This is a genomic window from Acidovorax sp. KPB24-03 (assembly GCF_057546605.1).
Window position 1 is genome coordinate 1 of the sequence record NZ_BAAJYR010000073.1, and the last position, 15368, is coordinate 15368.

At 69.6% G+C, this 15368-nt stretch carries 11 protein-coding genes and 2 pseudogenes; 9 read left to right on the forward strand and 4 right to left on the reverse strand.

Annotated elements, in window-relative coordinates; translation table 11 throughout:
- Both AC27KI_RS10800 and AC27KI_RS10805 read left to right on the forward strand, forming a co-directional pair.
- Nucleotides 1-1121, forward strand: a 1121-nt coding sequence (locus AC27KI_RS10800) for a serine hydrolase (RefSeq protein WP_487113779.1), incomplete at its 5' end; no start/stop codon positions are given.
- Entirely contained in the window at nt 1003-2175 is a 1173-nt protein-coding gene (locus AC27KI_RS10805; RefSeq protein ID WP_487113781.1) for a serine hydrolase, read from the forward strand. The genes AC27KI_RS10800 and AC27KI_RS10805, both read left to right, overlap by 119 nt.
- On the opposite strand, the gene AC27KI_RS10810 is transcribed toward AC27KI_RS10805, so the two are convergent.
- The 4 genes from AC27KI_RS10810 to AC27KI_RS10825 form a co-directional block, all read right to left on the reverse strand.
- On the reverse strand, nt 2172-3887 hold the full coding sequence (locus AC27KI_RS10810; protein ID WP_487113783.1) for a tetratricopeptide repeat protein: 1716 nt from the start codon (nt 3885-3887) through the stop codon (nt 2172-2174). The two genes, AC27KI_RS10805 and AC27KI_RS10810, sit on opposite strands and share 4 nt — an antisense overlap.
- Before the next feature lie 151 nt (nt 3888-4038).
- Nucleotides 4039-5175, reverse strand: a complete 1137-nt coding sequence (locus AC27KI_RS10815; protein WP_317357155.1) for a M15 family metallopeptidase — start codon at nt 5173-5175, stop codon at nt 4039-4041.
- A gap of 28 nt (nt 5176-5203) precedes the next feature.
- Nucleotides 5204-6208 carry a hypothetical protein gene (locus tag AC27KI_RS10820; protein ID WP_487113785.1) on the reverse strand — a complete coding sequence of 335 codons (1005 nt, stop codon included), beginning with the start codon at nt 6206-6208 and terminating at the stop codon, nt 5204-5206.
- 271 nt (nt 6209-6479) lie between these two features.
- Complete coding sequence (locus AC27KI_RS10825) at nt 6480-8441, reverse strand: RecQ family ATP-dependent DNA helicase (RefSeq protein ID WP_487113787.1); 1962 nt, start codon at nt 8439-8441, stop codon at nt 6480-6482.
- A gap of 279 nt (nt 8442-8720) precedes the next feature.
- On the opposite strand from AC27KI_RS10825, the gene AC27KI_RS10830 reads away from it, so the two are divergent.
- The 7 genes and pseudogenes from AC27KI_RS10830 to AC27KI_RS10860 all read left to right on the forward strand — a co-directional run.
- The gene (locus AC27KI_RS10830; RefSeq protein WP_272549857.1) at nt 8721-9692 is read left to right on the forward strand and encodes a Bug family tripartite tricarboxylate transporter substrate binding protein; all 972 of its coding nucleotides are present in this window, start codon (nt 8721-8723) and stop codon (nt 9690-9692) included.
- Nucleotides 9693-9864: 172 nt separating this feature from the next.
- Nucleotides 9865-11118 (forward strand): CaiB/BaiF CoA transferase family protein, encoded by a 1254-nt coding sequence (locus AC27KI_RS10835; RefSeq protein WP_487113789.1) that lies wholly within the window; start codon nt 9865-9867, stop codon nt 11116-11118.
- A complete protein-coding gene (locus AC27KI_RS10840; protein WP_487113791.1) occupies nt 11115-11528 on the forward strand; it encodes a cupin domain-containing protein in 414 nt (137 codons plus the stop codon). The genes AC27KI_RS10835 and AC27KI_RS10840 overlap by 4 nt, the downstream gene beginning before the upstream one ends.
- Nucleotides 11525-12688 carry an acyl-CoA dehydrogenase family protein gene (locus AC27KI_RS10845; protein WP_284430359.1) on the forward strand — a complete coding sequence of 388 codons (1164 nt, stop codon included), beginning with the start codon at nt 11525-11527 and terminating at the stop codon, nt 12686-12688. Before AC27KI_RS10840 ends, AC27KI_RS10845 begins: the two co-directional genes overlap by 4 nt.
- A 52-nt stretch (nt 12689-12740) precedes the next feature.
- Nucleotides 12741-13623, forward strand: a pseudogene (locus AC27KI_RS10850) (LysR family transcriptional regulator).
- Between the two features lie 22 nt (nt 13624-13645).
- A complete protein-coding gene (locus AC27KI_RS10855) occupies nt 13646-14710 on the forward strand; it encodes a homocysteine S-methyltransferase family protein (RefSeq protein WP_284430360.1) in 1065 nt (354 codons plus the stop codon).
- A 150-nt stretch (nt 14711-14860) separates the two neighbouring features.
- Nucleotides 14861-15368: pseudogene (locus tag AC27KI_RS10860) on the forward strand (sensor histidine kinase); the annotation flags it as partial.

A 15368-nucleotide genomic window follows, 5' to 3' on the forward strand; every position in this document is an offset into this window, starting at 1 on the left:
CGGCGACCACCCCTGCGCCGCCCTGGGCCAAGGCCCTGCAGCGCGAGCTGGACCGCGTCGCCGCGCACAGCAGCGCGGCCTTCGGCGTGCACGTGCGCGACCTGGACACGGGGCAGTCCTTTTCCTTTCACGGCGAGGAGCGCTGGTACCTGGCCTCGTCCATCAAGGTGCCGGTGGCCATCGCCGTGCTGCGCGGCGTGGAGCGCGGCGACTACACGCTGGACACGCCGCTCACCCTGCGCGCCACCGACTACGTGGACGGCGCCGGGCCCGCCAAGAACCAGCCGGTAGGGGCGGCGCTGAGCGTGCGCTGGCTGCTGGAGCAGATGATCGTGTACAGCGACAACACCGCCAGCGACATGCTGATCGACCTCGTCGGCCTGCGCGAGGTGAACGCGCTGGTGCAGTCGGTGGTGCCCGGCGGCTTCGAGCGCATCACGCACCTGGCGGATGTGCGTCGCCAGGCCTACGCCCAGCTCACACCCGAGGCCGTGCACCTGTCGGGGCGCGACTTCATCGCGCTGCACCAGCAGCGCACCGATGCCGATGTGAAGGCCACCCTCGCACGCCTGCTGCGGGTTCCGGCCGATGGCCTTCGGCCCCTGTCGGTGGGCGAGGCGTACGAGGCCTACTACGCCAGCGGGCTCAACTCCGGGCGGCTCGATGCGTACGCCGAACTGCTCGCGCAGCTGGTGGAAGGCAAGCTCCTGGAGCCGCGCCACACGGCCTACCTGCTGGGCGTGATGGAACGCGTGAAGACCGGCCCCAACCGCATCAAGGCCGGACTACCCACCCGTGCGCGCTTCGCCCACAAGACCGGCACGCAGCGCGCCCGAACATGCGACTCGGGCCTCGTGACGGTGCCGCGCCTGCCGACAGACCGGCGCGTGATCGTGGTGGCCTGCACGCGCGGCGAACTGTCCACGGCCCGGTCCGACCGCACGCTTCGGCAGGTCGGCATCGCCCTCTGCCAGTCGGGCCTGTTGTCGGATGGAAAACCCCATGAAACTCCCTGCCAAACCGTGCCGAGCCGCGCCGCGGCCCCTTCCGGCACCACGGGCCCGGGGGGCCACGCTGGCCCTGCTGGTCCTGGCGCTGGCGTGGACGACGACCCGCCCTGAGCCCGCCCACGCCGCGCCCGCCTGGGCCGATGCGCTGCGCCAGCAGGTGGAACGCATCGAACAGGCCACGCCCGGCCAACTGGGCCTGTACGTCAAGCGGCTCGACAACGGCGAGACCTTCGCGCATGCGGCCGACCGGCCGTGGTACCTGGCCTCGTCGGTCAAGCTGCCGGTGGCGATCGCCGTGCTGCAGGAGGCCGAAGCCGGCCGCCTGCGCCTGGACCAGCAACTCGTGGTGCAGGCGCGCGACAAGGTCGACGGCTCGGGCGCCGTGGTCTGGCAGCCCGAAGGCACGCGCCACAGCGTGCAATCGCTGCTCCAGCGCATGCTGATGGAGAGCGACAACACGGCCGCCAACATGCTCATCCGCGCGGTGGGCGAAGACACGCTGAACCAGCGCGCGCAGGCCCTGCTGGGCGGCCGAGGCGTGGGCCGCATCACCAACTTCACCGAGGTGCGCTACCAGGTCTATGCCGAGGCCCACCCCGACGCGCGCCGGCTCTCCAACATGGACCTGGTGCGCATCGCTGGCGCCCCCGTGGGCCCCAAGCGCCTGCAGGCGCTCGCCCGCACGCTCGGCGTGGCGCCCTCCGCGCTGCGCGTGCAGACCCTGGACGAGGCCTACGACCGCTACTACCGCACGAACCACAACACCGCCACGCTGGAGGGCTACGGCGCCATGCTGGAAAAGCTGGTGCGCGGCCAGCTCGTTTCGCCGGCGCACCAGCAGCTGCTCTACAAGGACCTGAAGTTCGACACCTACGACGCCTATCGCCTGGAGGCCGGCCTGCCGCGCACCGTGCGGTTCATCCACAAGACCGGCACGCAGCTGCACCGGGCCTGCCACATGGGCGTGATCGACCCGCAGGACAACGGCCGCAACGCCATCGTGGTGGCCGCCTGCGCCGAGGGGCTGGACGAGATGAAGGAGGCCGGCAAGGCCTTCGAACAGGTGGGCCGCGCGATCACGCAGACGATGCTGCAGGACCGGATACCGGCCAAGGGCCGCGGCACGCCTGCGGGCCCCCAGGCGGGAAGCAGGCCGCCGGTCTAAGCCGCCTGCAGCCGTGCGGCGCGCTCTGCGGAGCGCTGCATTTCCGTGGCCCGCAGCGATGCCATCTGGGCCAGGATCTGCTGCTGCTTTTCCAGCAGACGGGGGCCGTGGATGCCGTGCACGTCGCCCGCCAGGCCTCGCGCCACCGCGCCGAGCGCCTTCTCGAAATCCGCGCGCTGCTGCCAGGCATAGGCCAGGTTGAGCTGGGTGCGCGCGTCCTTCGGATCGATGCGCTGCGCCTGAAAGTACGCCTCCTGGGCCTCGCCATGCCGCTCCAGGCAGTAAAGGCAATCGCCCAGGACGTTCCACAGCCAGGCGCTCAACCACGGGTTGATGTCCAGCGCGCTGCGCGCCAACTCGATGCCTGCGGCGAAGTCACGCAACTGGATGCCCACGAACTCCGCCACCTCGCCCAGCAACCGCCAGTCCCGCGGATTGCGCGCAATGGCCAGGCGGTAGCTTTCGAGCGCGGCATCCTGCCGGCCGGCCTGCAGATGCCCGCGCGCGTCCTGCGCCGGGCCGTCAAAGAACTGCTGCGCATCGGCGCAAAAGCGGTTACTAAACGCCGCAATGGTGCGCTCCTGCTCCGCCTTGACCACCAGGCGGGCATGGATGGCGCGCGTGGCATCGCCCTCCGGCACCACCACGCGCCAGCCGTCGCGGTCGAACAGTTGCCCGAGCAGCGGGAAATTCAGCCCGATCGCGCTGGTCTTGCCGAAGCGCTGGGGCGCCGCCGACTCCGCAGCCGCCTGGGGCGTGCTGGCACCATAGTCGTTGATGAGGATGAAGCCCCCGTCCACCAGCTGCCCCTGCAGCGTGTGCAGTGCGCCGAAAGCCCCGTGGTTGACCAGCAGCTTCGGCACCGGATCGGCCCGCTCCAGCGCCTGCCCGGCAAATGGCAGCAGTTCGCCCTCCAGCGGAAAGAAGTCCACCTCGTAATCGAACAGGCCCGCCAGCGGCAGCAGCAATGCGCGTTGGTCCGGATCGTGGGCATTCGCCAAGGCACGGATCTCCTCCAGGCCCAGGGGGGTGTACTGGCGCACCAGGTCGGCGTTGTCGGTCAGCCGGGTGCGCACGCGCAGTTCCTCGATGCGTTCCCCCTGGCGGCGCAGCACCGTGGCGGGCAGCACGTCGAGCACGTAGTTGCAGAACACGGCCTGCAGCGCCTGCAGCGACTGGACCCTTCCGTCAGCGAGGCGGATCTCGGTCGGCCGGGTGGCATCGCATCGCGCCATGACCACCTGTGCCCCGAACGCATCGAACATGCGGCGCTCGCGCCACTGCGCCAGCGTGCGCTCGGACGCATCGGTGACGAAATACACCAGTTGCCTGTCGAAGGCGCGGCCTTCCTGCTGGCAAAGCTGGTTGAAGGCCTGCAGAAAATAGCGCGCGAACAGGCCGCAGCCCGCGCCCAATTCGAGCACATGGATCGGGCCGGCCGGCTCGGTCGAAACACAGTGGTTGAACAGCAGCGCGGCCGCGTCTTCCGACAGCCGCCCACTGTTGTTCACCACGAACGGCACTTCGTTCTCGGCGAACGCCAGCAGCCCCGCCCGGGCCCAATGCAGATGTCCCAGGTCCCACTCGATGCTCTCGGCGATGGGCCGGAAACCCTGGAGTTCGTGCGAGGCGACCTTGACGCAAGACAGCACGTCCTGTGGAGAGCGCGGTCCCGAAGGCATCGCGCTGGCGGACTCGGAATCGAAAGGCAAGGGGATGCGCGCGGCCCCCTCCAGGGAAAAGTCATTTCTCAAGATAGGGCCCCTCGGGCATGGACTGTCGAACGGCATCACTTCGCGGGTGCGAAGACGCCTGCAGGTACGGACCGGCCAAGGCACCGAGGCCCGGTCCGGGACCCGTGCATCAGGGCACGGCGGTCCACTTCACCCAGTTGTCATCGGCGGCCTGGAAGTCCGCCTTCAGCGTCTTGCGCATGGCGTCGACCTCGGCCTGCGCAATGTCGGCATCCTTGACCTGCTTTCCGGTGGCCGCCGTTCGCGCCTTGGCCAGGTCGGATTTCGTCACCGCCGCGTTGCCGGCCCAGATGGCTTTCGCCGTGCCGACATTCGCCCAGTATTTGCCCTGGGACTGCAGGTCGGCCTGGTAGGCCGCTTTCCAGCGCATGTTGCTCGCGGACACCGCGTTCAACAGCTGGGCCAGCGATCGCTGGTTGCTCACGCCCTTCTGCGCGAACGCCTGCAGATGCACCCGCTCGAAGTTCAGCGGCAGCAGCCCTTCCTTGGCGGCCAGCAGATCGCGCTCGTTCCACCAGCGGGTCGCCTCGCCGGCCTTGGCGGCTTCGAGCCCGTTGAGCCAGTCGGCATCGGTGGCAATCACGCCGTTGCCCTTGACCCACTGGAAACGCCGAAAGCCGATGTCCGCCGCGCGACCGAAGTTGTGGTTGCTCTCCCCTGGCCCGGCATTGGTCTGCGTTTCTGCCGCCTGCTGGGCGAAGGTGCGGCGGCGGCCCGTGGGGGTGATCCACAGGACGATCTTGTGGGTGTCGTACATCTGCTGCACCAGGTTGGACAGCTTGGCGCGAAAGGTGGGCTCGTACTCCGCATCGCTGGCGATCGCCGCCTTGCTGATGGCCGCATCCTTGGCATCGGCCGCGATGTACACCGTCTTGGAGCCGGGGGAAGAGCGCATCGCCTGATGGGTGGCCGGCAGCATGGCATTGAGTTTTTGCAACGTCGCGCTGCCAGGGGCGACCAGACCCAGTGTCTCCTGGGCTCCGCCCGCCGCAGCCGGCACGGGTGGTACGGCCGCAGGCCCTTTCGCTGCAGCGGCCTTGGCGACCGGGCTCTGTGCCAGCTTCTGGTCGATCTGAAAGCGTTCGATCGCCGCGCGGGTCTGCCCACCGTAGCTGCCGTCGTAATCCACGCTGAGGTAGGGCGCATTCTTGGCGTCCTTGATGACCCGCAGCATGGCTTGCAGAAGTGCCACGTCGTGGCCCTGGTTCTTGGCGCCTTCTCCGACGCTGTCCTTGATGTCCGGCATGGTGTTCCCTCGGTGCGATGGTTCGGGCTTACGGGTTGGAGGATGAACGCGGCGACAGGCGACTGAGCAGATGCTGCCGTGCCTGCAGGCCTGGCTGGCACTGCCCCAGGCGCGCCGCCTCTGCACTGGCCTGCTCGGGTGCCACCGCCAGTGCGATCAGCGCGTAGCGGTGGGGCACCCGCCCTTTGCCAGGCCAGGTGTCCACCACGCCATATCCCGTGAAACAGGCCGACGCGGCGCGTGCAGCGCGGGCCGCACGGACGGTGGGATACGAACCCGCCACCACCGCTTGCACGGCGGCCAGAGACGGTTCTTCGGAAAACACCTGCCGTTTGGCGTTCCACGCCAGGCGCTGGGCGGACACCTTGTCGGCCGCATCGTCATCGGGGGAAAAGAACACGGAAAGGTACATGGGCGCATGGCCTGGCGTGGCGATGACCTGGGACACGTAGGGTCCCTGAGGTTCGCTGCGCGACCATGCCGTCTTGAGAGTGCCCTGCGAAGCCACGTACAGCGCGTGGCGGCGCTTGGGGTGGTCGAACCCGGCCATCTGCGTGACCAGCAAGGCGCGCGCACCAGAGGGCTTGCCCGGCTCCACCGGCACGGCGCTGGCCGACGCGGTGACCGTGCCTTCCTCTTCCCCGGTCGACCAGACGCGGGGCGCGGCGGTGTTTGCCAGAAACGGGCCGGTTCCGGGCTGCGGGACGTCCAGCGGCTGCGCGGGCGCTGCAGAGGCAGGCCACTCCAGCGCCGTGCCCCCCAGTACCGACACACCCGCACCGCCTTCGGCCAGCGGCTCCCCGGCCCCGGACAGCAGGCGAACCTCGAAAGCACAGGCCGCATCCTTGCATGCGGCAAGGGAAAGCTCGTAGCCCTGCCGCACCCCAGGCGCCGGCTGGCCATTCACCGGGAAAGACTCCAGCACCTGGCGGGAGGAAGGAACGTCGCTTTGTGCGGATGATGCGGCATTGGCCACCCCTGCCAGCAACAGGAAGGACGCCAGCACCCCCAGCGCCCGGGTGGCGGCGGGCACGCCAACCGACGGGCAGGCACTGCGACATGACGATGAGGGGGAAACCATGGACATCCGCCTAGAAAAAGAAGGAAACACGGTGCGCTGGCCCCAAGGAAGGACAGGCAAGGCATGCGCGCGCCAGGCCATGCGCTTCGGGCAAGACCGGGGGCCATGGCAACGCCCGGCGCAGCGTTCGAGAGCGAACGCCGGCGGATGGTACCGGGCGCGTTACACCTGATCCAGTCTTCTTACGAGCTGAATCAATTAAGGCCGCGGTGTCAGGCGGGTGTCATCCAACGGTGCTCTCCCCCTGCCCGCAAACCCGCAGCACCTCGGCCCCATACGCCTCCATCTTCTTGGCGCCCATGCCGCTGATGCCCTGCAGATCGTCCAGCGTGGACGGGTTGCGTTCGGCGATCGCGGCCAGGGTGGCGTCGTGGAAGATCACGTAGGCGGGCAGGTTGTGCTCGCGCGCAACCTCGGCGCGCCAGGCCTTGAGGTTGATGAAGCGCACCTGCGCGTCCGGCCCCAGGTTGGCCGCGGCGGCCGGTGGGGCAGCGCTGCGGCGCGTGCGCCGGGCCGGCGTAGCGGCCGTGGATTCGCGCAGCTGCACCGGCGTCTGGCCCTTGAGGACCGGGCGCGAGCCATCGGTGAGGCTGAGCGTGTCGAAGCTGTGGCCGCTCTCCAGCATCACCTTGTGCAGGCCCACGGCGCCGGTGGCCAGCAGCTGGCGCAGCACGCCGCGCAACTGCGCCTCGGAGTAGTCCTTGCCCAGGCCGAAGGTGGAGAGCTGGTCATGGCCGAACTGCTTGACCTTTTCGGTGTCCTTGCCGCGCACGATGTCCATGATGTGCCCGGTGCCGAAGGTCAGGCCGCTGGCCTCGTGCACGCGGTAGATGGTGGACAGCAGCTTGCGCGCGGCGTCCGTGCCGTCCCACACCGCGGGCGGGCTGATGCAGTTGTCGCAGTTGCCGCATGTGGCCCCCACGCTCTGCACTTCGTGTCCTCGCTGCCCCCCAAGGGGGCTGCTCGCGCCTTGGGGCGGCCCGGCGGCGCTCGATGGCTCGCCATAGACTTCGCCGAAATAGCCCAGCAGCCGCACGCGCCGGCAATCGGTGGCCTCGGCCAGGGCCAGCAGCGCGTCGAGCTTGCCGCGCATGACCTGCTTGAATTCCTCGCCCGCCGGGCTTTCGTCGATCATGCGGCGCTGGTTCACCACGTCCTGCAGGCCGTAGGCCATCCAGGCGTCGGCCGGCAGGCCGTCGCGGCCGGCGCGGCCGGTTTCCTGGTAGTAGCCCTCGATGTTCTTGGGCATGTCCACGTGCGCGACGAAGCGCACGTCGGGCTTGTCGATGCCCATGCCGAAGGCGATGGTGGCCACCATCACGATGCCCTCCTCGCGCAGGAAGCGGTCCTGGTTCTGCTGGCGCACTTCGGGCGGCAGACCCGCGTGGTAGGGCAGCGATTTCAGGCCCGCGTCCACCAGCGCGGCGGACATTTCTTCGACGCGCTTGCGTGACTGGCAATAGACCACGCCCGCGTCTTCGGGGTGTTCGCGCTCGATGAAGCGCAGCAGCTGCGCGAGCGGCTCCTTCTTTTCTTCGATGCGGTAGCGGATGTTGGGCCGGTCGAAGCTGCTGACGAAGTGCTGCGCGCCTTCGAGCTGCAGCCGCTCGACGATATCGGCCCGCGTGAGCGCATCGGCCGTGGCGGTGAGCGCGATGCGCGGCACGCCGGCATAGCGCTCGTGCAGCACGGTGAGCGCGCGGTACTCGGGACGGAAGTCGTGGCCCCACTGGCTCACGCAGTGCGCCTCGTCGATGGCGAACATCGACAGTTGCCCGCGCTGGTGCAGGCCGTCCAGCAGCTCCAGGAATCGCGGCGTGGTCAGCCGCTCGGGCGCGGCGTAGAGCATGGTGATGTCGCCGCGCGCCACGCGCTTTTCCAGCTCCTGCGTCTGCTGCCAGTCGAGCGTGGAATTGAGGTAGGCCGCATCGACGCCCGCCTCGTGCAGCGCGCCCACCTGGTCGTGCATGAGCGCGATGAGCGGCGAGACGACGATGGCCACGCCCTGCCCCGCATCGCGCCGCACGATGGCCGGCACCTGGTAGCACAGCGACTTGCCGCCGCCCGTGGGCATCAGCACCAGGGCGTCGCCGCCGGCGATCACGTGCTCGACGATGGCCTGCTGGGGGCCGCGGAACTGGTCATAGCCAAAGACGTCGTGCAGAACGAAATGCGCGGGGGACAAAATCGAATACTCTCTTTTTGATAGCAAATCGCCCTAGTGGAATATGCGCTAGAGGCCGATTGGATGGAAATTTCCCGGCCCCGCCGCGCCAGGCGCCCACCAGGAAAGGCGCTTATTGTGCGCCGGCCCCGCGAACCCACCACCGACCGGCGGCCCCCAACGATTCGCAACGCGAATGGATCGCTCCGATTATTCAATTGGACGCGAATCGCTGCGCCGGACAAGATGCCTTCAGCCCCGGCACAGGGGCATGGCCTACCGACCCAGGAGACAAACGACATGAAGCACCTCATCCCGGCCCTGCTGGCAGCCTGCGGCCTGGCCGCCGCCGTGGCGCCCGCACGGGCCCAGCAGCCGCCGTACCCCAACGCCCCCATCACCCTGATCGTGCCGTTCGCGGCCGGCAGCGGCACGGACTCGGTCGCGCGCACCGTCGGGCAAAAGCTCGCGGAGCGCCTGAAGCAGCCGGTGCTGGTGGACAACAAGCCCGGCGCCAACGCGCAGGTGGCCGCGCAGATCGCGGCCAAGGCCAAGCCGGACGGCTACACGCTGTTCATGACGACCAACACGTCGCACTCGGCCAACCCGGCGCTCTACAGCCACCTGAAGTACGACCCCATCAAGGACTTCACGCCGGTGGCGCGGGTGGGCGAGCTGCCCTTCGCGCTGGCGGTGCACCCCGGCGTGCCGGCGAAGACGCTGGCCGAGCTGATCGACTACGCGCGCGCCAACCCGGGCAAGCTGAGCTACGCCACGCCCAACAGCACCTCGCTGGTGGCGATGGAGAGCATCAAGCACATCGCCCAGGTCGATGTGCTGAGCATCCCCTACAAGTCCAGCCCCCAGGCCATGACGGACCTGGTGGGCGGGCAGGTGCAGGTCTACGTGGCCGACCTGGGTTCGGGCAAGAGCATGCTCACCAGCGACAAGGTGCGCACGCTGGGCATCACCACCACGCAGCCCTCGCCCCTGCTGCCGGGCGTGCCGCCGATCGGGCAGACGGTGAAGGGCTTCGACCTCACGTCCTGGAACGGCATCTTCGGGCCGGCCGGCATGCCGCCGGCCATCGTGAACCGCCTGAACACGGAGCTGCAGGCCGTGCTGGCCGAAAAGGACACGCAGGACAAGCTCGCGCAGATCGGCTTCCAGGTGTGGCCCAGCAAGACGCCGCAGGAATTCGCGACCTACGTGGCCGACCAGCTGGCCCACTGGCGCACGCTGATCCAGCAGGCCCGCATCCAGCCCGAATGAACGACACCCCCCTGAGCGGCGTTGCCGCTTCCCCCTTGTTCTCGCATCGCTGCGCGCTGCGGGAAGGGGGGACGACGCCAGCGCGGCGGGGCGGCCCTTGCGCGGCGTCTGCTCGCGCGGGCCGCACCGGTGGCACCGGCCGCTGCCCCTGTCAGACGTTCTGGAGAATGGCATGACCGACAACACGCATAGCACTTCACGCACCGGCCCCCTGGCGGGCGTGCGGATCCTGGACCTGACCTCGGTCATCATGGGCCCGTTCGCCACGCAGATCCTCGCCCAGCTGGGCGCGGAGGTCATCAAGGTGGAAACGCCCGACGGCGACAACATGCGCCACGTGGGCCCCATGCGCCACCCCGGCATGGGCCACATCTTCCTGCATGCCAACGCGGGCAAGCGCAGCATCGCGCTGGACCTCAAGCACCCGGAGGGCCGCGAGGCCGCGCTGCGGCTGGCCGAGCGCTGCGACGTGCTCATCAGCAACGTGCGCCCGCAGGCCCTGGCGCGGCTGGGCCTGGACCCGGCCAGCGTGGCCGCGCGCAACCCGCGCCTCATCCACGTGAGCTGCTGCGGCTTCGACCAGGAGGGCCCCGACGCGGCGCGCCCGGCCTACGACGACCTGATCCAGGGCGCCACCGGCATCCCGTGGCTCATGCAGCGCTACGGCGCGCCCGAGCCGGCCTATGCGCCGACCACGCTGTCGGACCGCGTGACCGGGCTGCATGCGGTGTACGCGGTGACGGCGGCGCTCTATGCCCGCGAGAAGACGGGCCAGGGCCAGGCCATCGTCGTGCCCATGTTCGAGGCCATGGCGCAGTTCATCCTGGGCGACCACATGGCGGGCCTGACCTTCGAGCCGCCGCAGGGCGAGGCCGGCTATGCCCGGCTGCTGACCACGCACCGCAAGCCCTATGCAACCGCCGACGGCATGCTCTGCGTGCTGATCTACAACGACAAGCACTGGCGCAGCTTCTTCACGGCCATCGGCGAGATCGGCGAGGCACAGGGCCTGGCGCAGGACCCGCGCTTTGCCACGCACGGCGCCCGCGCGGCGAACATCGATGCCGTCTATGCCGAGGTGGCGCGCATCCTGCGCACCCGCACCACGGCCCAGTGGCAGGCGCTGCTGGATGCCGCCGACGTGCCGCACATGCCGATGAACTCGCCGGCCGACCTGCTCACCAACCCGCAGCTGCGCGCCACGGGCTTCCTGCACGACAGCGTGCACCCCACCGAGGGGCCCATGCACGCCATGGCCCATCCCACGCGCTGGTCGGCCACCCCGCCGCCCCGCACCCTGGCGCCTGCGCCGCAACTGGGCGAACACACCCGCGCCCTGCTGGCCGAGGCCGGCTACACCCCCACCCAGATCGACGCCCTGCTCGCGCAAAACGCCTGCCACGCCGCCACCGGAGAACCCGCATGACCCTCGCCACCACCACCACCACCACCGCGCCCCGGTACCGCGTGCGCGCCGCCCAGGTGCCCAGCTACCAGCCCGCCAACCACCACCACACGCACAACCAGCGCCTGATCGGCCCCGAGACGGTGGGCGCGCGGCAGATGGAAGTGCTGCTGGGCACGCTGCACAAGGGCGGCGGCGCCCTGCCCCACGCCCATCCAGGCATCGAGCAGTCGTGCTACCTGCTCGAAGGCACGGCCCGCGCCGAAGTGGCGGGCGAAGCCTTCGACATGGTGCCGGGCGACATGTGCTTCTTTCCGGCCGACCAGATGCATGTCTTCACCGTGACCAGCGACACCCCCGTGAAGCTGCTGGTGATCTACAGCCCGCCCTACGGCGAATCGCCCGACAAGGTGATCCGGCCCGCCCCATGAACTTCGACCTCTCTCCCGAACACGCCCAGATCCGGGACGCGATCGAGCGCGTGTGCGCCCCGTTCGATGCCGATTACTGGCTGCGCCGCGACCGCGAAGGCGGCTTTCCGGAGGACTTCCACCGCGCGCTGGCCGACGCCGGCTGGCTGGGCATCGCCATGCCCGAGGCGTACGGCGGCGCCGGCCTGGGGATCCGCGAAGCCGCGCTGATGATGCACACGATCTCCGCCACGGGCGCGGGGCTGTCCGGCGCCTCGGCGGTGCACATGAACATCTTCGGCCTGCACCCGGTGGTGGTGTTCGGCACCGAAGCGCAGAAGGCGCGCTGGCTGCCGCCGCTGATCGCGGGCCGCGACAAGGCCTGCTTCGGCGTGACCGAACCCAACACCGGGCTGAACACGCTCCAGCTCAAGACCCGCGCGGTGCGGGAGGGCGACCATTACGTGGTGCACGGCCAGAAGGTCTGGATCAGCACCGCGCAGGTGGCCAACAAGATCCTGCTGCTGGCGCGCACCACGCCGGTGGAGCAATGCCGCGGCACCGAGGGCTTGAGCCTGTTCTACACCGACCTGGACCGCAGCACCGTCGAGGTGCGCGAGATCGACAAGCTGGGGCGCAAATGCGTGGATTCGAACCAGGTGTTCATCGACGGCCTGCGCATTCCGGTGGAAGACCGGGTGGGCGAGGAAGGCCAGGGCTTTCAATACATCCTGCACGGCCTGAACCCCGAGCGCATCCTGATCGCCAGCGAGGCCGTGGGCCTGGGCCGCGCGGCGCTGGCGCGCGCCGCGGGCTATGCCAGGGAGCGCGAGGTGTTCGGCCGCCCCATCGGCCAGAACCAGGGCATCCAGCACCCGCTGGCCCTGTCGTGGATGGAGCTGGAGGCCGCGCACCTCATGGTGCAGAAAGCCGCATGGCTGTACGACCAGCACCTGCCGTGCGCGGCCGAGGCCAATGCCGCCAAGTACCTGGCGGCCGAGGCCGGCTACCACGCCTGCGAGCGCGCCATCTTCACCCACGGCGGCATGGGCTACGCCAAGGAATACCACGTGGAGCGCTACCTGCGCGAGTCATGGATACCGCGCCTGGCGCCGGTGAGCCCGCAGCTCATCCTGTGCTTCATCGCCGAGAAGGTGCTGGGCCTGCCGAAATCCTATTGAACGGCCGCAAGCCGGTGCCGGCGCTGCGGGCCGCGCTGGCATCATCGCCGCCATGAAACTGCACCTCCTGCGCTACTTCGCCGTGCTGGCCGAGGAACTGCACTTCGGCCGGGCGGCCGAGCGGCTGGCCATCACGCAGCCGCCGCTCAGCTCGGGCATCAAGGCGCTGGAGGACGAACTGGGCGTGCGGCTGTTCGAGCGCACGAGCAAGCAGGTGGCGCTCACGCCCGCCGGCCATGCCTACCTGGCCGAGGTGCGCGTGGCGCTCGACCGCGTGGCCCGCGCCGGCGAGACGGCCCGCGCCCGTGGCCGCTGGGCAGCGCGGCCGGCTGGACATCGGCTTCACCGGCTCCATGGTGTACCGCGACATGCCCGCCATCGTGCGCGCCTTCGGCGAGCGCGCGCCGGGCATCGAGGTCAACCTGCGCGAGATGTCCTCGGGCGAGCAGCTCGAAGCCCTGCTGCACCGGCAGTTGCATGCCGGCTTCATCAATGCCAGCGTCGTGCCAGCGCCCCTGCGCAGCCTGCCGCTGGCCGAGGACCATTTCGTGGCCTGCCTGCCGCAGGACCACACCCTGGCGGGCCAGGCGGAAGTCGACCTGCGTAGCCTCGCCGACGAGACCTTCGTGATGTTCGCGCGCGACGTGGCGCCGGCCAACCACGACAACGTCATCGCCCTCTTCCACCGTGCCGGCATCCACCCCCACACGCGCCACGCCACCCGGCAATGGCTCACCGTGGTGGCGCTGGTGGCCATGCGCATGGGCGTGGCCCTGGTGCCGGCCTCGATGGCGCAGGCGGCCGTCCAGGGCGTGCGGTTCGTGCCCATCGCCCACCTGGAGCATCCGACCGTCGGGGTTCTGGCATGGCATGGGGACGCGTTGACCCCGGTGCTGCAGACCTTCCTCGACGTGGCCGGGCACGGCAAGGGTTGACGCGGCTTCCTACAATCGGGGGATGACTCCGCTCCACTACACCCGCGCCCGACAGCTACCCGACATCCTGGCCCGCCGCATCGCCATCCTCGACGGCGCCATGGGCACCATGATCCAGCGCTTCAAGCTGGGCGAGGCCCAGTACCGCGGCGAGGGCTACAGCGGCCCGGACGGCGCGGGCGACCGGTTCAAGGACTTCCCGCGCGACGTGAAGGGCAACAACGAGCTGCTGAGCCTCACGCGGCCGGACGTGATCCGCGACATCCACGAGCGGTATCTGGCCGCCGGCGCGGACCTGATCGAGACCAACACCTTCGGCGCCACGACCATCGCGCAGGAGGACTACAAGATGGCCGATCTCGCGCGCGAGATGAACCTGAAATCGGCGCAGCTGGCCCGTGCCGCCTGCGACAAATACTCAACGCCCGACAAGCCCCGCTTCGTGGCCGGCGCCCTGGGCCCCACGCCCAAAACGGCCAGCATCAGCCCCGACGTGAACGACCCGGGCGCACGCAACGTCGATTTCGAGCAGCTGCGCGCGGCCTACTACGAGCAGACCGAGGCCCTGGTCGAAGGCGGCTCCGACGTGCTGCTGGTCGAGACCATCTTCGACACGCTCAACGCCAAGGCGGCCCTCTTCGCCATCGACGAGTTCTTCGAGAAAAGCGGCGAGCGCCTGCCGCTCATCATCAGCGGCACGGTGACCGACGCCTCCGGCCGCATTCTCTCGGGCCAGACGGTGACGGCCTTCTGGCACAGCGTGCGCCACGCCCGCCCACTGGCCATCGGCCTGAACTGCGCCTTGGGCGCCACCCTGATGCGCCCCTACATCCAGGAGCTGAACCGGGTGGCGGAAGACACCTTCATCAGCTGCTACCCCAATGCGGGCCTGCCCAACCCGATGAGCGACACGGGCTTCGACGAAACGCCCGAGGTGACCAGCCGGCTGGTGCATGAATTCGCCGCCGAAGGGCTGGTCAACATCGTGGGCGGCTGCTGCGGCACCACGCCGGACCACATCGCGGCCATCGGCCAGGCCGTGGCGCCCGTGCCGGCGCGCAAGCTGTTCTACCCCGAAGCCGCCTGATCCCAAGGGAGCCGGCTCGGCCCCATTCGAAGCCCCTGGCCCCGGCACGGGCCTGCGGCCACCACCGGGCGATGCAAGACACGCCGCTTTCCTACCGGGCGGCCGCGTGTTCGCCCTTACGATCCGCCGTCCTCACTCCGATGGGCTACCGTGCGGTCTTTGCGCATCCAACTGCTTCTTTTCTGGGCCTTTCTGCTGGCCGCCTGTGCCCTGGTCGCGGCCATCATCGTGGTGCTCTACCAGACGGGCTCGGGCGCCCAGGTGGCGTCCAGCCGGGCACGCGCCGCGCAGGCCTGCGAGGACATCGCCACGCGCTACGCCAAGTCGGTGCCCACCGTGCCGGCCGACAGCCCCCAGACCGACCTGCTGCGCGTGCTGCTGCACGTGGTGCTGCTGGAAGTGCCGCAGGTGGAAGGCGGCGTGTGGCGCGCCGGCAGCGGCATGCTGGCCTACGCCTACCCCACCTATGAAGGCAGCGGCGTCAAGATCGACGTGCCGGCCGCCGAGCAGCCGCTCATCGTCGAGTCGGCCAAGCAGGCCGGCAGCACCGGCCAGCCCATCGTGAACCTGGTGCGCGGCAGCCGCGAGGTGCTGGTCGTCGCGGCCTGCCCCCTGGCCGCGCACCCCGGCACCGCGGTGTGGACCATGACGCGCGCCC